At 69.2% G+C, this 16402-nt stretch carries 19 protein-coding genes; 8 read left to right on the top strand and 11 right to left on the bottom strand.

From position 1 onward, the window contains the following. Positions 1 to 7 precede the first annotated feature (7 nt). A complete protein-coding gene (locus CQZ88_RS19295) occupies positions 8 to 748 on the bottom strand; it encodes a FadR/GntR family transcriptional regulator (protein ID WP_029546476.1) in 741 nt (246 codons plus the stop codon). A gap of 77 nt (positions 749 to 825) precedes the next feature. Between CQZ88_RS19295 and CQZ88_RS19290 the strand changes: the two genes are divergently transcribed. Further along, positions 826 to 1227, top strand: coding sequence for a PPOX class F420-dependent oxidoreductase (locus CQZ88_RS19290; protein ID WP_006940636.1), 402 nt, complete (start codon positions 826 to 828; stop codon positions 1225 to 1227). A 7-nt stretch (positions 1228 to 1234) separates the two neighbouring features. Here CQZ88_RS19290 and CQZ88_RS19285 read toward each other — a convergent pair whose 3' ends face one another. Then, positions 1235 to 2902, bottom strand: a complete 1668-nt coding sequence (locus CQZ88_RS19285; protein ID WP_102800165.1) for an L-lactate permease — start codon at positions 2900 to 2902, stop codon at positions 1235 to 1237. Positions 2903 to 3089: 187 nt separating this feature from the next. On the opposite strand from CQZ88_RS19285, the gene CQZ88_RS19280 reads away from it, so the two are divergent. The 4 genes from CQZ88_RS19280 to CQZ88_RS19265 are packed head-to-tail and all read left to right on the top strand — an operon-like array spanning position 3090 to position 6227. Then, positions 3090 to 3854 (top strand): (Fe-S)-binding protein, encoded by a 765-nt coding sequence (locus CQZ88_RS19280; RefSeq protein WP_006940640.1) that lies wholly within the window; start codon positions 3090 to 3092, stop codon positions 3852 to 3854. After that, positions 3851 to 5353, top strand: coding sequence for a LutB/LldF family L-lactate oxidation iron-sulfur protein (locus CQZ88_RS19275; protein WP_102800164.1), 1503 nt, complete (start codon positions 3851 to 3853; stop codon positions 5351 to 5353). The genes CQZ88_RS19280 and CQZ88_RS19275 overlap by 4 nt, the downstream gene beginning before the upstream one ends. Next, entirely contained in the window at positions 5350 to 5973 is a 624-nt protein-coding gene (locus tag CQZ88_RS19270) for an LUD domain-containing protein (protein WP_006940643.1), read from the top strand. The genes CQZ88_RS19275 and CQZ88_RS19270 overlap by 4 nt, the downstream gene beginning before the upstream one ends. Further along, positions 5970 to 6227 carry a WhiB family transcriptional regulator gene (locus CQZ88_RS19265; protein WP_006940645.1) on the top strand — a complete coding sequence of 86 codons (258 nt, stop codon included), beginning with the start codon at positions 5970 to 5972 and terminating at the stop codon, positions 6225 to 6227. Before CQZ88_RS19270 ends, CQZ88_RS19265 begins: the two co-directional genes overlap by 4 nt. Before the next feature lie 52 nt (positions 6228 to 6279). Here the strand turns inward: CQZ88_RS19265 and CQZ88_RS19260 are convergent, their stop codons facing one another. Beyond that, on the bottom strand, positions 6280 to 7911 hold the full coding sequence (locus CQZ88_RS19260) for an FAD-dependent monooxygenase (protein WP_006940648.1): 1632 nt from the start codon (positions 7909 to 7911) through the stop codon (positions 6280 to 6282). Between the two features lie 28 nt (positions 7912 to 7939). Further along, complete coding sequence (locus CQZ88_RS19255; protein ID WP_102800163.1) at positions 7940 to 8902, bottom strand: MBL fold metallo-hydrolase; 963 nt, start codon at positions 8900 to 8902, stop codon at positions 7940 to 7942. 127 nt (positions 8903 to 9029) lie between these two features. On the opposite strand from CQZ88_RS19255, the gene CQZ88_RS19250 reads away from it, so the two are divergent. The 3 genes from CQZ88_RS19250 to CQZ88_RS19240 all read left to right on the top strand — a co-directional run bounded on the left by CQZ88_RS19250 (position 9030) and on the right by CQZ88_RS19240 (position 11519). Further along, positions 9030 to 9569: a MarR family winged helix-turn-helix transcriptional regulator gene (locus CQZ88_RS19250; RefSeq protein ID WP_029546471.1), complete on the top strand. Its 540-nt coding sequence runs from the start codon at positions 9030 to 9032 to the stop codon at positions 9567 to 9569. Between the two features lie 109 nt (positions 9570 to 9678). Continuing rightward, positions 9679 to 10005 carry a DUF485 domain-containing protein gene (locus CQZ88_RS19245; protein ID WP_006940653.1) on the top strand — a complete coding sequence of 109 codons (327 nt, stop codon included), beginning with the start codon at positions 9679 to 9681 and terminating at the stop codon, positions 10003 to 10005. A gap of 5 nt (positions 10006 to 10010) precedes the next feature. Then, the gene (locus CQZ88_RS19240; protein WP_065923364.1) at positions 10011 to 11519 is read left to right on the top strand and encodes a cation acetate symporter; all 1509 of its coding nucleotides are present in this window, start codon (positions 10011 to 10013) and stop codon (positions 11517 to 11519) included. 74 nt (positions 11520 to 11593) lie between these two features. Here the strand turns inward: CQZ88_RS19240 and CQZ88_RS19235 are convergent, their stop codons facing one another. The 7 genes from CQZ88_RS19235 to CQZ88_RS19205 form a co-directional block, all read right to left on the bottom strand. After that, positions 11594 to 11911, bottom strand: a complete 318-nt coding sequence (locus tag CQZ88_RS19235; RefSeq protein WP_232334139.1) for a hypothetical protein — start codon at positions 11909 to 11911, stop codon at positions 11594 to 11596. Between the two features lie 50 nt (positions 11912 to 11961). Continuing rightward, the gene (locus CQZ88_RS19230; protein ID WP_029546467.1) at positions 11962 to 13182 is read right to left on the bottom strand and encodes a WXG100 family type VII secretion target; all 1221 of its coding nucleotides are present in this window, start codon (positions 13180 to 13182) and stop codon (positions 11962 to 11964) included. Beyond that, the gene (locus CQZ88_RS31400; RefSeq protein WP_258008682.1) at positions 13182 to 13970 is read right to left on the bottom strand and encodes a hypothetical protein; all 789 of its coding nucleotides are present in this window, start codon (positions 13968 to 13970) and stop codon (positions 13182 to 13184) included. Before CQZ88_RS31400 ends, CQZ88_RS19230 begins: the two co-directional genes overlap by 1 nt. 246 nt (positions 13971 to 14216) lie before the next feature. Then, positions 14217 to 14837, bottom strand: a complete 621-nt coding sequence (locus CQZ88_RS19220) for an LON peptidase substrate-binding domain-containing protein (RefSeq protein ID WP_029546465.1) — start codon at positions 14835 to 14837, stop codon at positions 14217 to 14219. Then, positions 14837 to 15310, bottom strand: coding sequence for a DUF309 domain-containing protein (locus CQZ88_RS19215; RefSeq protein ID WP_006940659.1), 474 nt, complete (start codon positions 15308 to 15310; stop codon positions 14837 to 14839). Before CQZ88_RS19215 ends, CQZ88_RS19220 begins: the two co-directional genes overlap by 1 nt. Continuing rightward, positions 15303 to 16061 carry an ESX secretion-associated protein EspG gene (locus CQZ88_RS19210; RefSeq protein ID WP_006940660.1) on the bottom strand — a complete coding sequence of 253 codons (759 nt, stop codon included), beginning with the start codon at positions 16059 to 16061 and terminating at the stop codon, positions 15303 to 15305. The genes CQZ88_RS19215 and CQZ88_RS19210 overlap by 8 nt, the downstream gene beginning before the upstream one ends. Then, positions 16058 to 16303 carry a hypothetical protein gene (locus tag CQZ88_RS19205; RefSeq protein WP_258008681.1) on the bottom strand — a complete coding sequence of 82 codons (246 nt, stop codon included), beginning with the start codon at positions 16301 to 16303 and terminating at the stop codon, positions 16058 to 16060. The genes CQZ88_RS19210 and CQZ88_RS19205 overlap by 4 nt, the downstream gene beginning before the upstream one ends. Between the last annotated feature and the right edge of the window lie 99 nt (positions 16304 to 16402).

Raw genomic sequence — 16402 nt, 5'->3', positions numbered from 1 at the left:
TCGCCAACTATACACGAGGTCGGGGGTGCTCGCGTTCAGGGGCGTCCGGGCGCCCCAGGCTCTCCGCGTAGTAGCCGCGAATGTGCTCGACGATACGGGCGCGGGCCAGCTCGGGATCGCCCGCCCGAACGGCTTCGAGCAGCCCGCGGTGCTCGCAGCGCAGCCGGGTGCACGTCGTGGGCCAGGTGGTCAGAGGGGCGCCGGCGAGCACGTAGCTTTCGATCGAGTCGCGCAGGCCCGTCATCATGGCCGCGATCACCTGGTTTCCGGCCGCGTCCGCCATCGCGATGTGGAACCGGGCGTCGAGCACCAGGAATTCGTGTGCGGCGAGCGTCGCGTCGTCCATCGCGTCGAGCAGCTGCTCGGCGTGCGACAGGTCCGGGGTGGGGTCGCTCGCGGCCAGCGCGCGCATCACCTCGGTCTCGAGGACGAGACGGGTCTGCACCACGTCCGACACCGGGAAATTCTGCGCTGCCACCTGCAGGCGCATGAGCATGGACATGCCGCCGGTGGGCCGCGAGACGATCATCGCGCCCGCGGTGGGCCCGGAGCCGGTCTGCGCGGTGAGCAACCCGAGCGCTTCCATCACGCGCAGTGCCTCCCGCACCGACGAACGGCCCACCCCGAGCTCGGCGGCCAGGACGCGTTCCCCGGGCAACCGCTGGCCGGGGGCGAGGTGTCCCGAGACCAGTTGCTGCTCGAGGTGGTTCAACACGGTCTCCCATGCGCGGGGCTCGGACTGCGACATGGTGCGAGCCTATGCCGTTTGCCGGTCGCACCGAACGCGCGGATCCTGGGAGACAGTGATCCTCGTGAGGAGCAGTCATGACCGAACCGATTCCTCCCGAGCTCGAACCGTTCGTCGCCGAGAAGGTGGTGCTGCTGCAGACCCGGAAACGGGACGGCAGCTGGGTCGACACCCCCGTCAACATCGCGGTGCGGGGCGATCGCGCCTATTTCCGTACGCCCGGGCGGGCATCGAAGAACAAGCGGTTGAAGAACTTTCCCGAGGTACGCATCAGCCCGTGCACGTGGCGGGGGCGGGTCACCGGATCCGCGGTCGAGGCCACCGCCCGGCTGCTGTCGGGCGCCGAGTCGGTGGCCGCGGCACGCGCGATCGACCGCAAGTATCCGGTGCTGCAGCGCTACCTGGTGCGTGCCGCCCACAAGGTCATGCGCACGCCCACACTGCACTACGAGCTGACCGGGCTGCACCCGCCCCGGTAGTGCCGGCTCACGGCAGCATCCACGACAGCACCGGAGTCGACTGGAGATACACCAGCACACACAACAGCGCGAGCATCCCGACGCTGTAGCCGACGACCTTGCGCAGCAGCAGCGGCTCGCTGCCCGGCCGGGCGACTGCGGTCGCCGCGATGGTGAGGTTCTGCGGGCTGATCAGCTTGCCGACGACACCGCCGGAGGTGTTCGCCGCGACCAGCAGTGTCGGATCGATACCCGCGGCCTGGCCCGCTGTCTGCTGCAGCCGCGCGAACAGCGCGTTCGCCGAGGTGTCCGAGCCGGTGACGGCGGTACCCAGCCAGCCGAGGATCGGCGACAGCAACGCGAAGATCGCGCCGGTGCCGGCGAGCCACGTACCGATCGCGACGGTCTGCCCGGAGTGGTTCATCACGTACGCCAGTCCGAGCACCGTCGCCACTGTGGCGATGGAAAGCCGCATCTTCCACAGTGTTTCGCCGAAGGTGCGGAAGGTGAGCCGGACGGTCATCGGGAACCGCCCGTCGCCGCTGCGCACCGTGTACACGACGCCGACGATGATCCCCGAGAGCAGCAGGAGTGTGCCGGGATTCGACAGCCACGGCAGCGTGTAGATCGCCCCGGTCGACGGATCCCCGCTCGCGGTAAGCAGATTCCCGTACAGCCCGGGCCACTCGATCTTGATATCGGTGCCCGACAGCCACTTCGGCACGTCGAGGCCGAGGGTCCACAGCTTGGCGATGCCGAACACCACGATGACGAGCAGGTACGGGAACAGGGCCATTGCCGTGCGCACGGCGCCGATCGGTTCGGCCGTGACGTGCGAATGCTGGTCCTCGGGCGTGGTGGGCCGCCAGAACCGCAGCATGAGGACGGCGGCGGCGAGCCCGACGAGGGACGCGACGACGTCGGTGAGTTCGTACGAGAAGTTGCTCGAGCACCAGTACTGGGCGACCGCGAAGGCGAAACCGGTGACCAGCGCGATCGGCCACACCTGCCGGACGCCGCGCCGGCCGTCGACCAGCAGCAGCAACAGCAACGGCACGAACCACGCCAGGACCGGCGTCTGCCGGCCGACGACGGCCGCGATCTCGGTCGACGGGATACCGGTGAGGTTGCCGGCGGTGGTGATCGGAATTGCCATGGCGCCGAATGCAACCGGTGCGGTGTTCGCGACGAGCACGGTGACGGCGGCGCGGATCGGGGGCATTCCGATCGCGATGAGCATCGCGCCGGTGATGGCGACCGGTGCGCCGAATCCGGCGAGGGCCTCGAGCATGCCGCCGAAGCAGAATGCGATGAGCATCGCCTGGATGCGCATGTCGCCGTGACCGACCGAGTTGAACACGTGCCGCAAGTCCTCGAAACGTCCACTGACAACGGTGAGTTCGTAGAACCAGATTGCGGTCACCACGATCCACATGACCGGGAACAGGCCGAACGTGATGCCCTGCAGCGCGGACAGTCCGGCCAGCGGCGCCGGCATGCCGACGCCGACGACGGCGACGACGAGTGCGACGGCGAGCGCGCCGAGCCCGGAGTACCAGGCCTTGAGCTTGAGGCCGGCGAGCAGCACGAAGAACGTCAGCAGGGGGACCAGGCCCAGCAGGGCCGTCGCGGTGAGGTTGCCGGCGACGGCGGTGGTCGACGGCGTGTACGTCACCGCCAGCAGTTCGGTTTCCACATGAAACTCCCGGTTTGCGCCGCGGACCGCGGCGGGTTCTGTGGTCAGACCACAGGACCGTACACCATGACCCCGGTCACAATCGAGTGCCGGAGGGATCCGGGGGAATTTCGGCCGAGGGGGTGACGCACCGCACCGACCATGCGTTACTGTGGTCTGACCACACAGACCCGATGCGGAGATCCACATGCGAATCGCCCTGTTCGCGACGTGCCTCGGGGACACGATGTTCCCCGGTGCCGTCTCGGCCACCGCCCTGCTCCTCACCCGGCTCGGCCACGACGTCGTCTTCCCCGAAGGCCAGACCTGCTGCGGCCAGATGCACGTCAACACCGGCTACCAACCCGACGCGCTGCCCCTCGTCGAGAACTACGCCGACACCTTCGGCGACACCCACATCGACGCGATCGTCGCGCCGTCCGGGTCCTGCGTCGGTTCCGTGCGGCACCAGCACGAGATCGTCGCCGCCCGCTACGGCTCGCCGGCGCTGTGCGGCCGCGTCGACACGGTGAAGGCGAAGACGTACGAGCTGTCCGAGTTCCTCGTCGACGTCCTCGGCGTCACCGACGTCGGCGCCTACTTCCCGCACCGGGTCACCTACCACCCCACCTGCCATTCGCTGCGCATGCTGCGCGTCGGCGACAGACCGCTGCAACTGCTGCGGGCGGTCCGCGAGATCGACCTCGTCGAACTGCCCGAGGCCGACTCCTGCTGCGGATTCGGCGGCACGTTCGCGATCAAGAACGCCGAGACCTCCACCGCGATGCTCGCGGACAAGCTGTGCAACATAGCCGCGACCGGCGCCGAATACTGCAGCGCCGGCGACTCGTCGTGCCTGATGCACATCGGCGGTGGGCTCTCGCGCCTGCGCACCGGGGCCCGCACCATCCACCTCGCGGAGATCCTCGCCTCCGTCGAACCGGCCGTCGCGCCGAAGGGAGTGCCCGCATGACCGTCCTCGGCATGCCCGCCGTCCCCCCGCGCGGCTCCGGCAATCTGCGCGGCACCGAGAAATTCCCCGCCGCAGCGCATCACGAACTCGCGAACACCCAGCTGCGCCGCAACATCGGCAAGGCCACCCACACCATCCGGGCCAAGCGGCTGAACGTGACCGACGAACTGCCCGACTGGCAGCAGCTCCGCGACGCCGGCGCCGCCGTCAAGCGCGACGTGCTCGGCCGGCTGCCGGAACTGCTCATCGAGCTCGAGGCGGCGGTCGTCGCCCGCGGTGGCGTCGTGCACTGGGCGGCCGACGCCACCGAGGCCAACGCCATCGTCACCGACCTGGTCCGCAAGACCGGCTCGGACGAGGTCATCAAGGTCAAGTCGATGGCCACGCAGGAAATCGGGCTCAACGAGCATCTCGAGGACCAGGGGATCACGGCCTACGAGACCGATCTCGCCGAACTCATCGTCCAGCTGGGTCACGACAAGCCGTCGCACATCCTCGTCCCCGCCATCCACCGCAACCGCGCCGAGATCCGCGAGATCTTCCTGCGCGAGATGCCCGATGTCGACCCCGATCTCGACGACAACCCGGCACATCTCGCGGCCGCGGCCCGCAAGTTCCTGCGCCGGAAGTTCATGACCGTGCCGGTCGCGGTGTCGGGCGCGAACTTCGGGATCGCCGAGACCGGCACGCTCGCCGTCGTCGAATCCGAGGGCAACGGTCGCATGTGCCTGACCCTGCCGCAGACCCTCATCACGGTGATGGGCATCGAGAAGCTGCTGCCCACCTTCCGGGACCTCGAGGTGTTCCTGCAACTGCTGCCGCGGTCGTCGACGGGGGAGCGGATGAACCCGTACACGTCGATGTGGACCGGCGTCACCCCCGGCGACGGACCGCAGGAGTTCCACCTCGTGCTGCTCGACAACGGCCGCACCGCCGCGCTCGCCGACGGGGTGGGACGCGAAGCGCTGCACTGCATCCGGTGCTCGGCCTGCCTGAACGTGTGCCCGGTGTACGAGCGCACCGGCGGGCACGCCTACGGCTCGACGTATCCCGGGCCGATCGGCGCCGTGCTCAGCCCGCAACTCGCCGGCATGGACACACCGGGTGACCCCAACGCGCCCCTGCCGTTCGCGTCGAGCCTGTGCGGAGCATGTTTCGACGCGTGCCCGGTCAAGATCGACATCCCGTCGCTGCTGGTCGAACTGCGGCACCAGAAGGTCGAGCACGCGCCGTTCGGGGTCGAGGCCGCGGCGATGAAGGCGGCCTCGCTGGCGATGTCGTCGTCGCGCCGGTGGACGGCCGCGCAGAAGGCCGCCGGACTCGGCCGGCTCCTCGCCGGGAGGAAGGGGAAGATCACGACGCTGCCCGGGCCGCTGGGAGGCTGGACCGAGGCGCGTGACATTCCGGCACCACCGAAACAGACGTTCCGGCAATGGTGGAACTCGGACGAGGGGCGGGCCGCGCTGGCGCAGGCTCGCGAGAAGGGACGACAGCAGTGAGCACCCGGGATGTCATCCTCGGCCGGATCCGTGACGCCCTGACCCTGGCTCCGCCGGAGCCCGTGCAGGTTCCGCGCGACTATCGCACCGGACGAACCCTGCCCGACGCGCAGCGCCGGGAACTGCTCGTGGACCGGCTCGTCGACTACAAGGCACACGTCCACGAGTGCACGCCCGGCGACCTGCCCGACGTGCTCGCACGGGTCCTCGCGGAGCGGGGTGTGCGGCGCGTGGGAATTCCCGCCGGACTGGATCCCTCGTGGCTGGCGCGGTTCGACGGTGACGTGGTGGTGGACTCGGCCGAGATCCCCGCGCCGGACCTCGGCGCACTCGACGGCGTCGTCACCGCCTCCGCCGTCACGTGCGCCGAGACCGGCACGATCTTCCTCGACGGAAGCCCGGGCCAGGGGCGGCGTGCGCTGACCCTGGTGCCGGACCTGCACGTGTGCGTGGTGCCGCTCGCCGACGTCGAGGTCGGGGTCCCGGAGGCACTGGCCCGGCTGGTGCCGGAGCGGCCCACCACCATGATCAGCGGCCCGTCCGCAACCTCCGATATCGAACTCGAACGAGTCGAGGGTGTGCACGGTCCGCGGACCCTGGACGTGGTGATCGTTGGGTGAGCCTGCTGAGCGAGCACACCCGGCCGGCCCTCGGCTGGCAGTTCCGCGGTAGCTGCCGATCCGCCGGTGAATTCTACTTCTTCGCCCCGGACGACGAACCATCGCACGTCCGGCGCCGGCGCGAGGCCGCCGCGAAGCGGATCTGCGCGAGCTGCCCGGTGCTGACGGAGTGCCGAACCCACGCGATGCTCAGCAGGGAGCGGCACGGTGTGTGGGGCGGTCTGTCGGAGCGGGAACGCCGCATCCGGCGCTGACCGCGGACGCGCTCCCCGGTTCCGTGACCGGGGAGCGCGTACCACCTCTGTGTCACACCGCGGCCACCAGCGGGGCCACGACCCGCCGTCCGGTGGCGGTGCGGATCGCATCGGTCAGCACGGCCGGGTCCGCGGTGTCGACGACCGCGGCGATGTGCGCGTCGGGCCGGACAACCCACACCTCGTGCGCTGCCGCGGAAAGACTTTCGGCGAGCGCGCCGGTCGCGTCGATGTCGTCGATGGCGTGGATCCGAACCGGCGCGCTCGTGGCGTCCAGCGCGAGCGTGCGCAGCGTGGTCGCGTCGACGTCGCGGCCGTGCAGGAGCAGGATTCCCGCCCGGGCCAGCGCACGCAGGCGCGTGGCCCGACCGCACACCGCGACCGGCATGTCCGGCAGCAGAACGCCCGGAACGGGCTGTGGAGCAACACCCCTGGCGGGCCGACCAGCGAAGGGGCGGGCCGGGTCCGCGGTGGTCAGTGGCGAGTCGGCATACCAGAACGGTTCCGCGAGGCGGCCCGAGTCGACCTGGGCGCGGGCGTCGGCGTCGTCGGCCGCCGCCTCGAGGATGCGCAGGCGGTGTGCGCGCTGCTCGTCGGTCTGCGGCACCAGGAAATCCATTGTCGCGGAGGTGACCTCGATGTTCTCGCGCGCCGCGGCCCGCCGCTCCAGGTCGTAGGTGTCCAGGAGCGACTCGTCGGCCCAGCCGCGCAGCACGAACGCGAGCTTCCACGCGGCGTTCTCGGCGTCGCCGACCCCGGAGTTCAGTCCGCGCGCACCGAACGGCGACACGAGATGAGCGCAGTCGCCGGCGACGAGGACGCGGCCCACGCGCATCCGGTCGACGAGACGAGCATGGAAGCGGTACACGGACTTCCACACGATCTCGTAGGGCAGCTCGGCGCCGATGATCCGGCGGATCCGGCGGTCGAGGGCGCCGCTCTCCGTTTCGGCCTCGAGGTCGTAGTCGCCGGGGACCTGCCAGTCGATGCGGAACGTCGAATCCGGGCACGGGTGGATGAGCACCTGGCGTCCGGGATTCCACTCGGGATCGAAGTAGAACCTGCGCTCGTGTGACCAGCCGGGGATGTCGGCCTTGATGTCGCAGATGAGGAACTTGTCGTCGAACGTGCGACCCGCGAAGTCCAGCCCGAGGTGCGTGCGGAACCCGTCGGCCCGCGCCCCCATCGTCGCGACCGCGTAGGCGACGGGCACGACGGCGGGACCGTCCGGGGTCGTGCACAGCACGCGTACGCCGGCGTCGTCCTGGTCGATACCGTCGACATGGTGACCCCACCGGACCTCGATGAGCGGTTCCTCGGCGATGCGCTCGTCGAGCAGCTGCTCCGTGCGGGCCTGGGAGATGTTGACGAACGGCGGGAACGCGGAGCGGCCGTTGTCGACGAACGGTTGGGTGAACAGCTTCTCGTCGCGGTAGAAGGTGCTCGCGGTGTCCCACGTGACGCCCTCCGCGGCGACCTGCTCGCCGACACCGACGGCGGCCCACACTTCGAGCACGTCGCGTTGCTGGCAGATCGCCTTCGAGCCGACCGGGTCGCGTTCGGGGCGAGCGTCCAGGACGATCACGCGAATGCCCCACCGGGCGAGCAGCAGGGCGGTGGTCTGCCCGACGGGTCCGTTCCCGAGCACCGCGACGGTGCCGTTGTGAATGTTCCGCACTGTCATCACATTTCCTTCTCGTACCGTGGTGGGGTCAGCTCTGGAGCTGGGCCCAGACCTCGTAGTCGCGCTCGGCGGTCCAGATCACGGGCCGTTCGATGCCGGACAGTTCGTCCCACACCCGGGAGACGTCGAACGGCAGGCAGTGCTCGAAGATCGGCCAGTGCCCATAGCGGTCGAACAGTGCCGCGTGCGTCGCCTCGAACGCCTCCTTCAATGTGCCGCCACGCCGCTGCACGGTCCCTACCTCGGTGAGCATCACGTTCAGGAAGTGCCGGGTCTGCTCGATGGCGGCGTCGACCTCCTCGCGGCCGCGGCTGACCGCGCCGCGCCCGCCGACGAGCGCCTCGGCGCCGAGCGCCTTGATCCGGTCGAGTGTGCCGGTGGACCAGTCGCGGTGGAACGCATCGCCCGTGTACAGCGCGGCCTGCGCCTCGACGAGATCGCCGGCGAACAGGATCTTCTGCTGCGGCAGCCACGCGACGATGTCGCCCTCGGTGTGGCCGCGGCCGAGGTGCTGGAGTACCAGGTTGCCGCGGTCGCCACCGAGGTCGATGGTGAGCCGGTCGCTGAACGTCAGTGTCGGCCAGGTCAGGCCGGGCACGGAGTCGGCACCCTTGGCCAGGCGCGGCATGCGGCCGAACTCGGACTCCCAGTCCTCCCGGCCGCGCTCGGCGATGAGGTTGTAGGTGTTCTCGTGCGCGACGATGGTGTCGGCGTCGAAGGCGGACGCTCCCAGCACCCGCACCGCGTGGTAGTGCGAGAGCACGAGGTAGCGCACGGGCTTGTCGGTGTGCTCACGCAGCTTGGCCAGCCAGTCGCGCGCCGCGATCGGGGTGGCGAGCGCCTCGAAGCACACGAGGAAGTCCTCGCCCTCGACAGCCCCGAGGTTGGGATCGCCCTCGGCGGTCAGCGCGTACACCCCGTCGGCGAGAATCTCGAGGGTCTGCTCCTTCTCGCCCAGATCGGCGGAGGAAGCGAAGGACAGTGCGGTCATATGGAACCACCCCAGTTAGTAAAAGGTTTGAACGAATCTGTGACCAATGTAAGTGGCGTCACACCGGATGCGCAAGCCTTTGACCACTTCGGCACGGTGCATGCGGCGCCACCTCTACGCTGGCGGGGTGAGCGAGCCTGCGGACGACGTGGACAACCTGGACTTTCTGAGCTTTGTCGACTTCGCCGTGCGCAAGACGACGCGCGTCATGCCCGAGGTCGATCCCCAGTCGATGCGGCTCGTGCTCGAACTGACCCGGGTCGCGAGTGCACTCGTCTACGACCTCGAGTCCACCGTGCACCGCCCGCAGGGCTGGAGCTGGCCCGGCTTCCGGGTGCTGTTCATGCTGTGGTTGTCCGGGCCGAGCGATGCCAAGCGGGTCGCCCAGCTCTCCGGTATGAGCCGCGCCGCCGTGTCCGCGCTGGTCAACACGCTGGAACGGGACGGCCTCGTGACCCGGCGGCGCTCTGAGCGCGACCGGCGCTCGGTCGAGCTGAGTCTGACCCAGGCCGGTGTCGACGCGATCACCAGCACCTACGCGGCGCACAACAAGCGCGAACGGACCTGGACGAGCGTGCTGACCAAGCCCGAGCAGACCATCCTGATCGGCCTGCTGGAGAAGCTCGCCACCGCGGCCGACGACCTCGATATCCACACCCGCGACTGAGTCGCGGCGCCGGAGTACTTGCGCTTTGTGATGGCCCTCACTTACGGTAGGGCGTCCAATCAATCAAAGCATTGATTGATTGATCCCTTCACACCCCATTGAGGTGATCATGTCGCTCGACATCTCCACGGCCGCCGGCGGCGGCACGACCCGGCCGGACGACGCCGGTCTCGACGCCGTCCTCGCCCTTGCTCGGCAACGCCGACGCCTGTCGCTCGGCTCCGCAGCCGTCCTGCTCGCGGTGTTCATGGGCTACATCGTCCTGACAACCTCCACCACGGTCTTGTCCGGCCGCCTCGGCGGACTCGGCATCGCGTACTGGGTCGGGTTCGCCGTCTTCGCCGCGATCCTCGTCGTCGCGCAGATCTACACCCGCTGGGCGCGCCGCATGGACGCAGTCGTCGATGCGCACCTTGCCGCGCTGGAAGGGCGGTGACCGGCATGGGACTCAGCGTCGCGATCGTCGTCGCCATCATCGGTGTCACCCTCGGCATCACCTACCTGGCCGCCAAGCGCAACACCTCCACGGACTCGCACTACGTCGCCGAGGGGCAGGTCGGGCCCGTCGGCAACGGACTGGCCATCTCCGGCGACTACGTCTCGGCCGCTTCGTTTCTCGGTATCACCGGCATGATCGGGATCGCCGGGTTCAGTGGCTTCTACTACGCCACCGCGGTGCCTCTGGCGTACCTGCTGGTGCTGCTCATCATCGCCGAACCGCTGCGCAACCTCGGCCGCTTCACGCTCGCCGACGCCGTCGCCGCCCGGTTCGACGGCCGCGGACTGCGCGCCGCTCTCGCCGTCACCACGATCGTCATCTCCGCGATGTACATGGTGATCCAGTTCGTCGGCGCGGGACTGCTCGTGCAGGCCCTGCTGGGCATCAAGTTCTGGGTCGCCGTCATCGTCCTCGGGCTGCTCATGGTCGTCTACACCATGTTCGGTGGCATGCTCGCCACCACCTGGGTGCAGGTGCTCAAGACCGGGCTGCTGCTGACCGGCACCGCTCTCATCCTGTTCCTGGTGCTCGCGAAGTACGGGCCGAGCCCGCTGCACGTCGTCGAGCCGCTGCCGGACTCGGTCACGTCGTCGCACCCGCAGAACACCACCAAGACCTTCGACATCATCTCCCAGCAGCTCGCCCTTGCCCTCGGCGTGATGGGTCTGCCGCACGTGATGGTCCGGTTCCTCACCGTCAAGGACGCCCGCGCCGCCCGCAAATCCGGTGTGGTCGCACTGTGGATCTTCAGCGCCTTCTACGTGGTGCTGCCGTTCGTCGGATACGGCGCGATCCGCGCCCTCGGATCCGACGCCATCGCCGCCGCGCATCCACAGGGTAACCTCGCCGTCGTTCAGCTCGCCGGCGCCCTCGGCGGTCCTGCCCTCGAGGCCGTGATCATCGGCATCACCCTCGCCACGATCCTCGCGGTCCTCGCCGGCGTCGCCATCGCCACCTCCGGAGCGTTCGCGCACGACCTCTACACTCACGTCGTCAAGGGCGGAAAGGCCACCGGTGAACAGCAATTGAAGGTGGCCCGGCTGTCACTGCTCGGCATCGCCGTCGTCGCCATGTTCCTCGCGCTCGGGGCCAAGGGCTTCAACCTCGGCTTCCTCGCCAACGTCGCGTTCGCCGTCGCCGCGAGCACCAGCCTGCCTGTGCTGCTGCTGAGCATCTACTGGCGCGGATTCAACCGCGTCGGCGCGACCTGGGCCCTGGTCGGCGGCCTCGCAGTGAGCCTCGGGTTGGTGGCGATCAGTCCCAACATCCTGGGACCCACCGGGCTGATCCACGGGATCGACCCGATCTTCCCGCTCACGATCCCGGCCCTCGTGTCCGTGCCGGCGGGATTCCTGCTGGCCTATGTGGGCTCGCTGGTCGGCCGCTCCCGGCCGGAGGCCGCCGGCACCGACTTCGCCGAGATCGAACGCCTCGCACTCATCGGCCGCTGACACGGCCGGTGTGTCCTTCGGGCTGCCAGGACAGCCCGAAGGACACACCGCCGCGGCCACCACGGGTAGGGGAGCTACTGCCAGGGGATCCGGTAGGACTCCCATTCCTGCCCTTCCGCAGTCGAGGTACGCGGCGGTTCCGGGAACCACCGGAGCCGCGGATTCGTCTTGAGTTCGGCCACCTCCGGCGGAACCGGACGCGCCGTCACCTCGATCTCGGACCACCGGCACTGTCCGGCAGCGACTCTCGACGCATACAGCCGCAACTCGGGGGACGCTTCCGCGGTCGCTGCGAGTTGTTCCATCAACGCATCGTCGACCTCGATGCGTCGGTCCCGGTCGGCGCCGGCGAACCCTCGTGCGCGGATCACGGCAGCTTCGAAGTCGGTCACGGCCTGGTGGATTCGCCGCAGTGGACTGTCGAGGTGCGGCGGTACTTCCCTCATATCGCATCCGCCCACGGGTCCTCACCGACCGAATACGCGCTGGAGGGCTTGTTCACGGGGCCGCTCACGTCTGCGACGCCGGCGAGGTCGATGGCCACCTCCGCCCTGTGCTCGGTGCGCTCGTGCGCCTCGGTCAGCGGCGCCAGCTTCTGCTCGACCCGATCCTTCAGGACGTCCGCCGGCGACGACAGTGCGTCGAGGAATTCCTTCAATGCGTCGGCGAGCTCGCGGATCCGGTCCACTACATCGTCGACGAATTCCATCGTGTTCTGAACGATTTTGGTGATCGTGACGATCTGTGCGGCCGTACCGACGAACGGAGTCTTCTTCAGCAGGAACTTCAACTTCTGCAACGCGTCGTCGAATGCCACTTCTTCTTCGAGCATCTCCTTCAGTGACCGAACCGCCGTGACGATCCCCTCCCGGATCTTCTCCGCAACCAGGTAGCACGTCTCCTTGATGACGCGTCCGACCGGTCCCTCCCATCGGAGGGCATCGACGATGCGGTCGGCGTAGTCCGTGAACGCCCGGGCGGCCTGCCCGCCCCAGTGGGGATCCAGGGTCCGGACGACGGCGGCGAGGTTCCCGCCGCTGGTCTCTACCGCCTCCCCGGCGATGCGATAGGCGTCGCCGAGGCGCTCGAGTTCGTTCCAGTTTCCGCCCAGCGGTTCGACGACCTGCGCGATCGGGCTCCACCCGGTCAGCATGTCGATCGCCTCGTCGACATCGCCGAGCCAACCGGCTGCATCCGCGACGACCTGACGGACGTCCTCGGGGAGGGTTTCGGGGTGACCGAGTTCGATCCGGTCCGGACCGCCATACGGGAAGGTGCCGGGATACGGCCGCGCCGGACCGGGCGCCGGTGTGTCGGGATCGAATGCGTCGACCGACTCCGGGAAGAGCATGTTGGCATTGAGCCGTTCGTAATTCCGTGCCTCGGTGTCGTCGTACATCCACGCGCACCGGTTCAGTTCGATGCTGGTCTTCAGGCAGAGATCGGCAACCTGGAAGTATCGAGCCTGTGCCGACGGGAGAACCGCCTGGAACCCGGCCCGGATCGTCTGCAACAGCACACCGTCGAAATTGCCGTTCGGCTCACCGTGGACGGCGAGATACCGGTTCGCCCGCACAACATCGTGTCCGATCTCCTGCACGGCGACGGCAGCGCCGGCTATCCGGCGTGTGGTGGCGGAGAATTCCTCGTGCGTCCCGGACATCACGATCTCCTCAGCGACGCGACGAGATCATCGATAGAGCTGTCGTCGAGCTGTCCGGCCACACCGCGATCCGCCCGGACGACGAAGACCGCGACCTCCGCTGTTGCAAGTCCGGTGGTGGCCACGACGTCCAACCGCGCTGCCGGCGGGTCACATTCGTCGGTGGGCGGGATGTCGGACACCAGGGCCGTGAGCCGGACTGCCGGGTTTCCGGCAATCTCGAAATGGACGGGGTCCGAATAGTTGATCGTCGGCAGTCGTCTCTCGTCGGAGTACATCCATTCGACCGCCCGGACTTCGTGAGCAGCGACGGTCAGGAGGTCGCCCGCGGGGCGCCCCGTGATCCCCACTGCGGCCAGCATCGACATGTCGTCCGCCTCGCAGTACTCCTTCCCGAAAGCGGATGCCGAACCGATCATCATCGCTGCACCGTCCCGGCTTCTCCAGCCCATGACCGATTGGCCCTGCCCGAACCAGCCGGCTGGAGTGGTGTACGTGAGCCCGAACCGTGTCGGTACCGATTGCGGTTGCCCTTCGGGAACCTCCGGCGGGAGCGGAGCGCGCTCCATCGACGGGAAACCCGGGGGGAGTTCGCGCGGTGGTGTTGCGGCAGTGGGCGACTCGGTGCGTGTCGTCGTGATCGGTGGTGGTGGCGCCCAGCCGGAATCCGGAAGGTCCGGCCTCAGCAGGCTCGCTGCTGCGGATATTCCACCGATGGCCAGCAAGCCCCCCACATACCACAACGCCACCTTGGCCAGCTGAAGGACAACGACGCCCCATTTCGACATTGTTCGATCCCCCCTATCGACGGCAGAACCATACCAGTTGATGTGTTCCGCATGGGGATTGAGCTTTTCTGGGCCGCGCAGATACCCGGATCGTCGTGTGTTCGTTCCCGGCTGTCGGGATGCAACCGTCGGCGACGTGCGCGGTCGTCCTGGCGACCGACGGGGTGCGGCAGCGGTTGACCGGCAGACGCGCGGGTGCGGTCGAGGGAGGTCATGCGCTGTCCGCGAGGCGGTTCGCCCTCGCCCTTACGTACTGTCGAGGCGCCACTGCGCGAGTTGGACAGCGTTCGAGATGCATTCGGTCAGCACGGCCAATCGTTCGGTGGGTCCGTGCGCCGTGAGTACCTGCAGCCGGTCGGCCTCACCCATAGGGACGAAGCGTGCCAGCGCGAACAGCCGGGCACCCGGCTCGTCGGGCAGTTCGGTGATGCTCGGGGGTTCGATCCGGCCGCCCGACAGGCGGTCGAGCAGACCGTACAGCCGGCCGAGCCCCACGCTCAGGCCGGAGAAGTCCACCGGACCGGACTCCATGTCCGGCCACGGCTCGACCTCCGCCCGCGGATACGGGTCGTCCGGTAGCCAGTCGATCACCCGGATGCGTTCCTCGCCGATGCATTCCAGGAAGTAGCGACCGTCGTCGAGTTCGGTGTCCATCACGATCCGCGCGACCGTGCCGACGTCGTGGCGGGTCTCGCCCCCACCCACCTCGTGGCCTCGCTCGATGAGCACCACGCCGAACCGCGGCCCGTCCGGATCTGCGAGGCAGTCCCGGACCAGCTCTCGATACCTCGGTTCGAACACGTGGAGTGGAAGGGCGTCGCCCGGAAGCAGCGCGGTTCCCAGCGGGAACATCGGGAGCACGGGCATCAGGGCAGCCGCAGCCGCGGTATCGGCGGCGCCGGGATCGGCTCGCCGCGCGCGATCTCCGTCAACAGGTGTTCCGCCCATGCCGCGAGGCCGTCTATGTCCAGCCCGTGCGGCGGCTCGTCCTCGTAATGGCGGATCCGAGCCTCCCCCTGCCGTAGCAGCGACGCGGCCCCGGCCGGATTGTCCCGCAGCAGATGCGTCAGCCCCACGGTGAGCTGCGCCAAGCCCTGCCACAGCGTCCGCTCGTCGGCCGGCGCCGACTTCCACGTGCCTTCCAGCACCTCGTGCGCATGGAACGGATACCCGTGGTCGAGCAGCCGCTGCGCCTCGGTGATCGCCTCGTCGGGCTCGAGCTGCAGGTCCTCCGGGACCCGTTCGACTCCCTCCTCGCCGTAGGGCAACGGGCGCCCCAGGGCGTCGCGCGGGCGGGCGTTCTGCGGTTTGCCGTCGACCGTTCGATCCCGTTCAGCCATGCACCCAGCGTAAACCGGCAGCGCCGACGCGACCCCGCTTCTCGCGCGCCTCGTCGACCGCGTAGGCCAGCTCGTCGCGCAGCAGCTCCGGGGTGGCCGGGCAGACGTGGGTGTGGTGGCCGGTCCGGAACAGGTACCGCCCGTCGCCTGCGACGTCGAACCAGCCGAGATCGGTGACCGGCGTGAAGTTCAGACCGTCCGGTGAGCACAGCACCCGTACGCTGCCCGTCCCGGACCGCGGATCGGTCAGCAGCCGCCGCAACCGGACGGCCGGGGGCGCCTGCGCGGTCCGGAGCACCTGCGTCGGGCGCGCGAACTCCGCCACTTCCGCGGTGGGTGCCGACAGCGCCGGCGCCGTACCCGGGGGCGCGCCGGGTAGGCAATGTACGACCGCCTCCGCCAGTGTGTGCGCCGCGGTCGCCGTCACGACGAGATCGCCGGCACGTCCCGGATCCTGCCGCGCCAGAACGGCGGAGTCGTGCCTGATGCATCCCCGCAGCCGCAACTCGGAGCCCTCCGAGAACTGCCCGTACACCTCGACGGCGACCTCCGCGTATCGCATCGTCGCTATCGCCGCGGTGAGCCGCTCGTCGGGATTCGTGCGCCGCCACCGGTGGGCCGCCTCGAGGTTCGCGGCGTGCTCGTCCTCCCACAGCGCGGTGGAGCGGTAGCGCAGAGGAAACGGAATCTCGTCGAGTCCCGTCGCGGTCCACAGGGCCAGGAACCGGTCGGGGGTGAGCCGCCACCTCATGCCGGATCGACCCCCAGCACCGGCGGCGCGGTGAGCGGCATCGGACCGACGAGCTCGTTCCCGTTGTCGGCGCCCACCAGATAACTGGGCACCGTGCGGGCGGCCTCGTCGTCGCGCGCAGGACGCGCCGGGGCGCCCAGCATGCCCGGGTACATGCCGCCCGGACGGGCCGACCCGGCGCGGGCGCCGGCGCCCGACGTCGCCGGGTTCGTCGTACCGTTCGCGACCGGTAGGCCACCCACGGGTCCGAGCCCGCCGGGACCGGCAGCGCCGGAGCCGCCGCTTCCACCGCCGGCGCCTCCGGACGTTGGACCACCGGGTCCGCCCGGAGGTCCACCCGA

It is taken from the genome of Rhodococcus sp. ENV425, assembly GCF_002887785.1.
Taxonomy (GTDB): domain Bacteria; phylum Actinomycetota; class Actinomycetes; order Mycobacteriales; family Mycobacteriaceae; genus Rhodococcus; species Rhodococcus aetherivorans.
The sequence above is the reverse complement of the archived record's forward strand: the minus strand, read 5'-3'. Positions and strand labels throughout refer to the sequence as shown.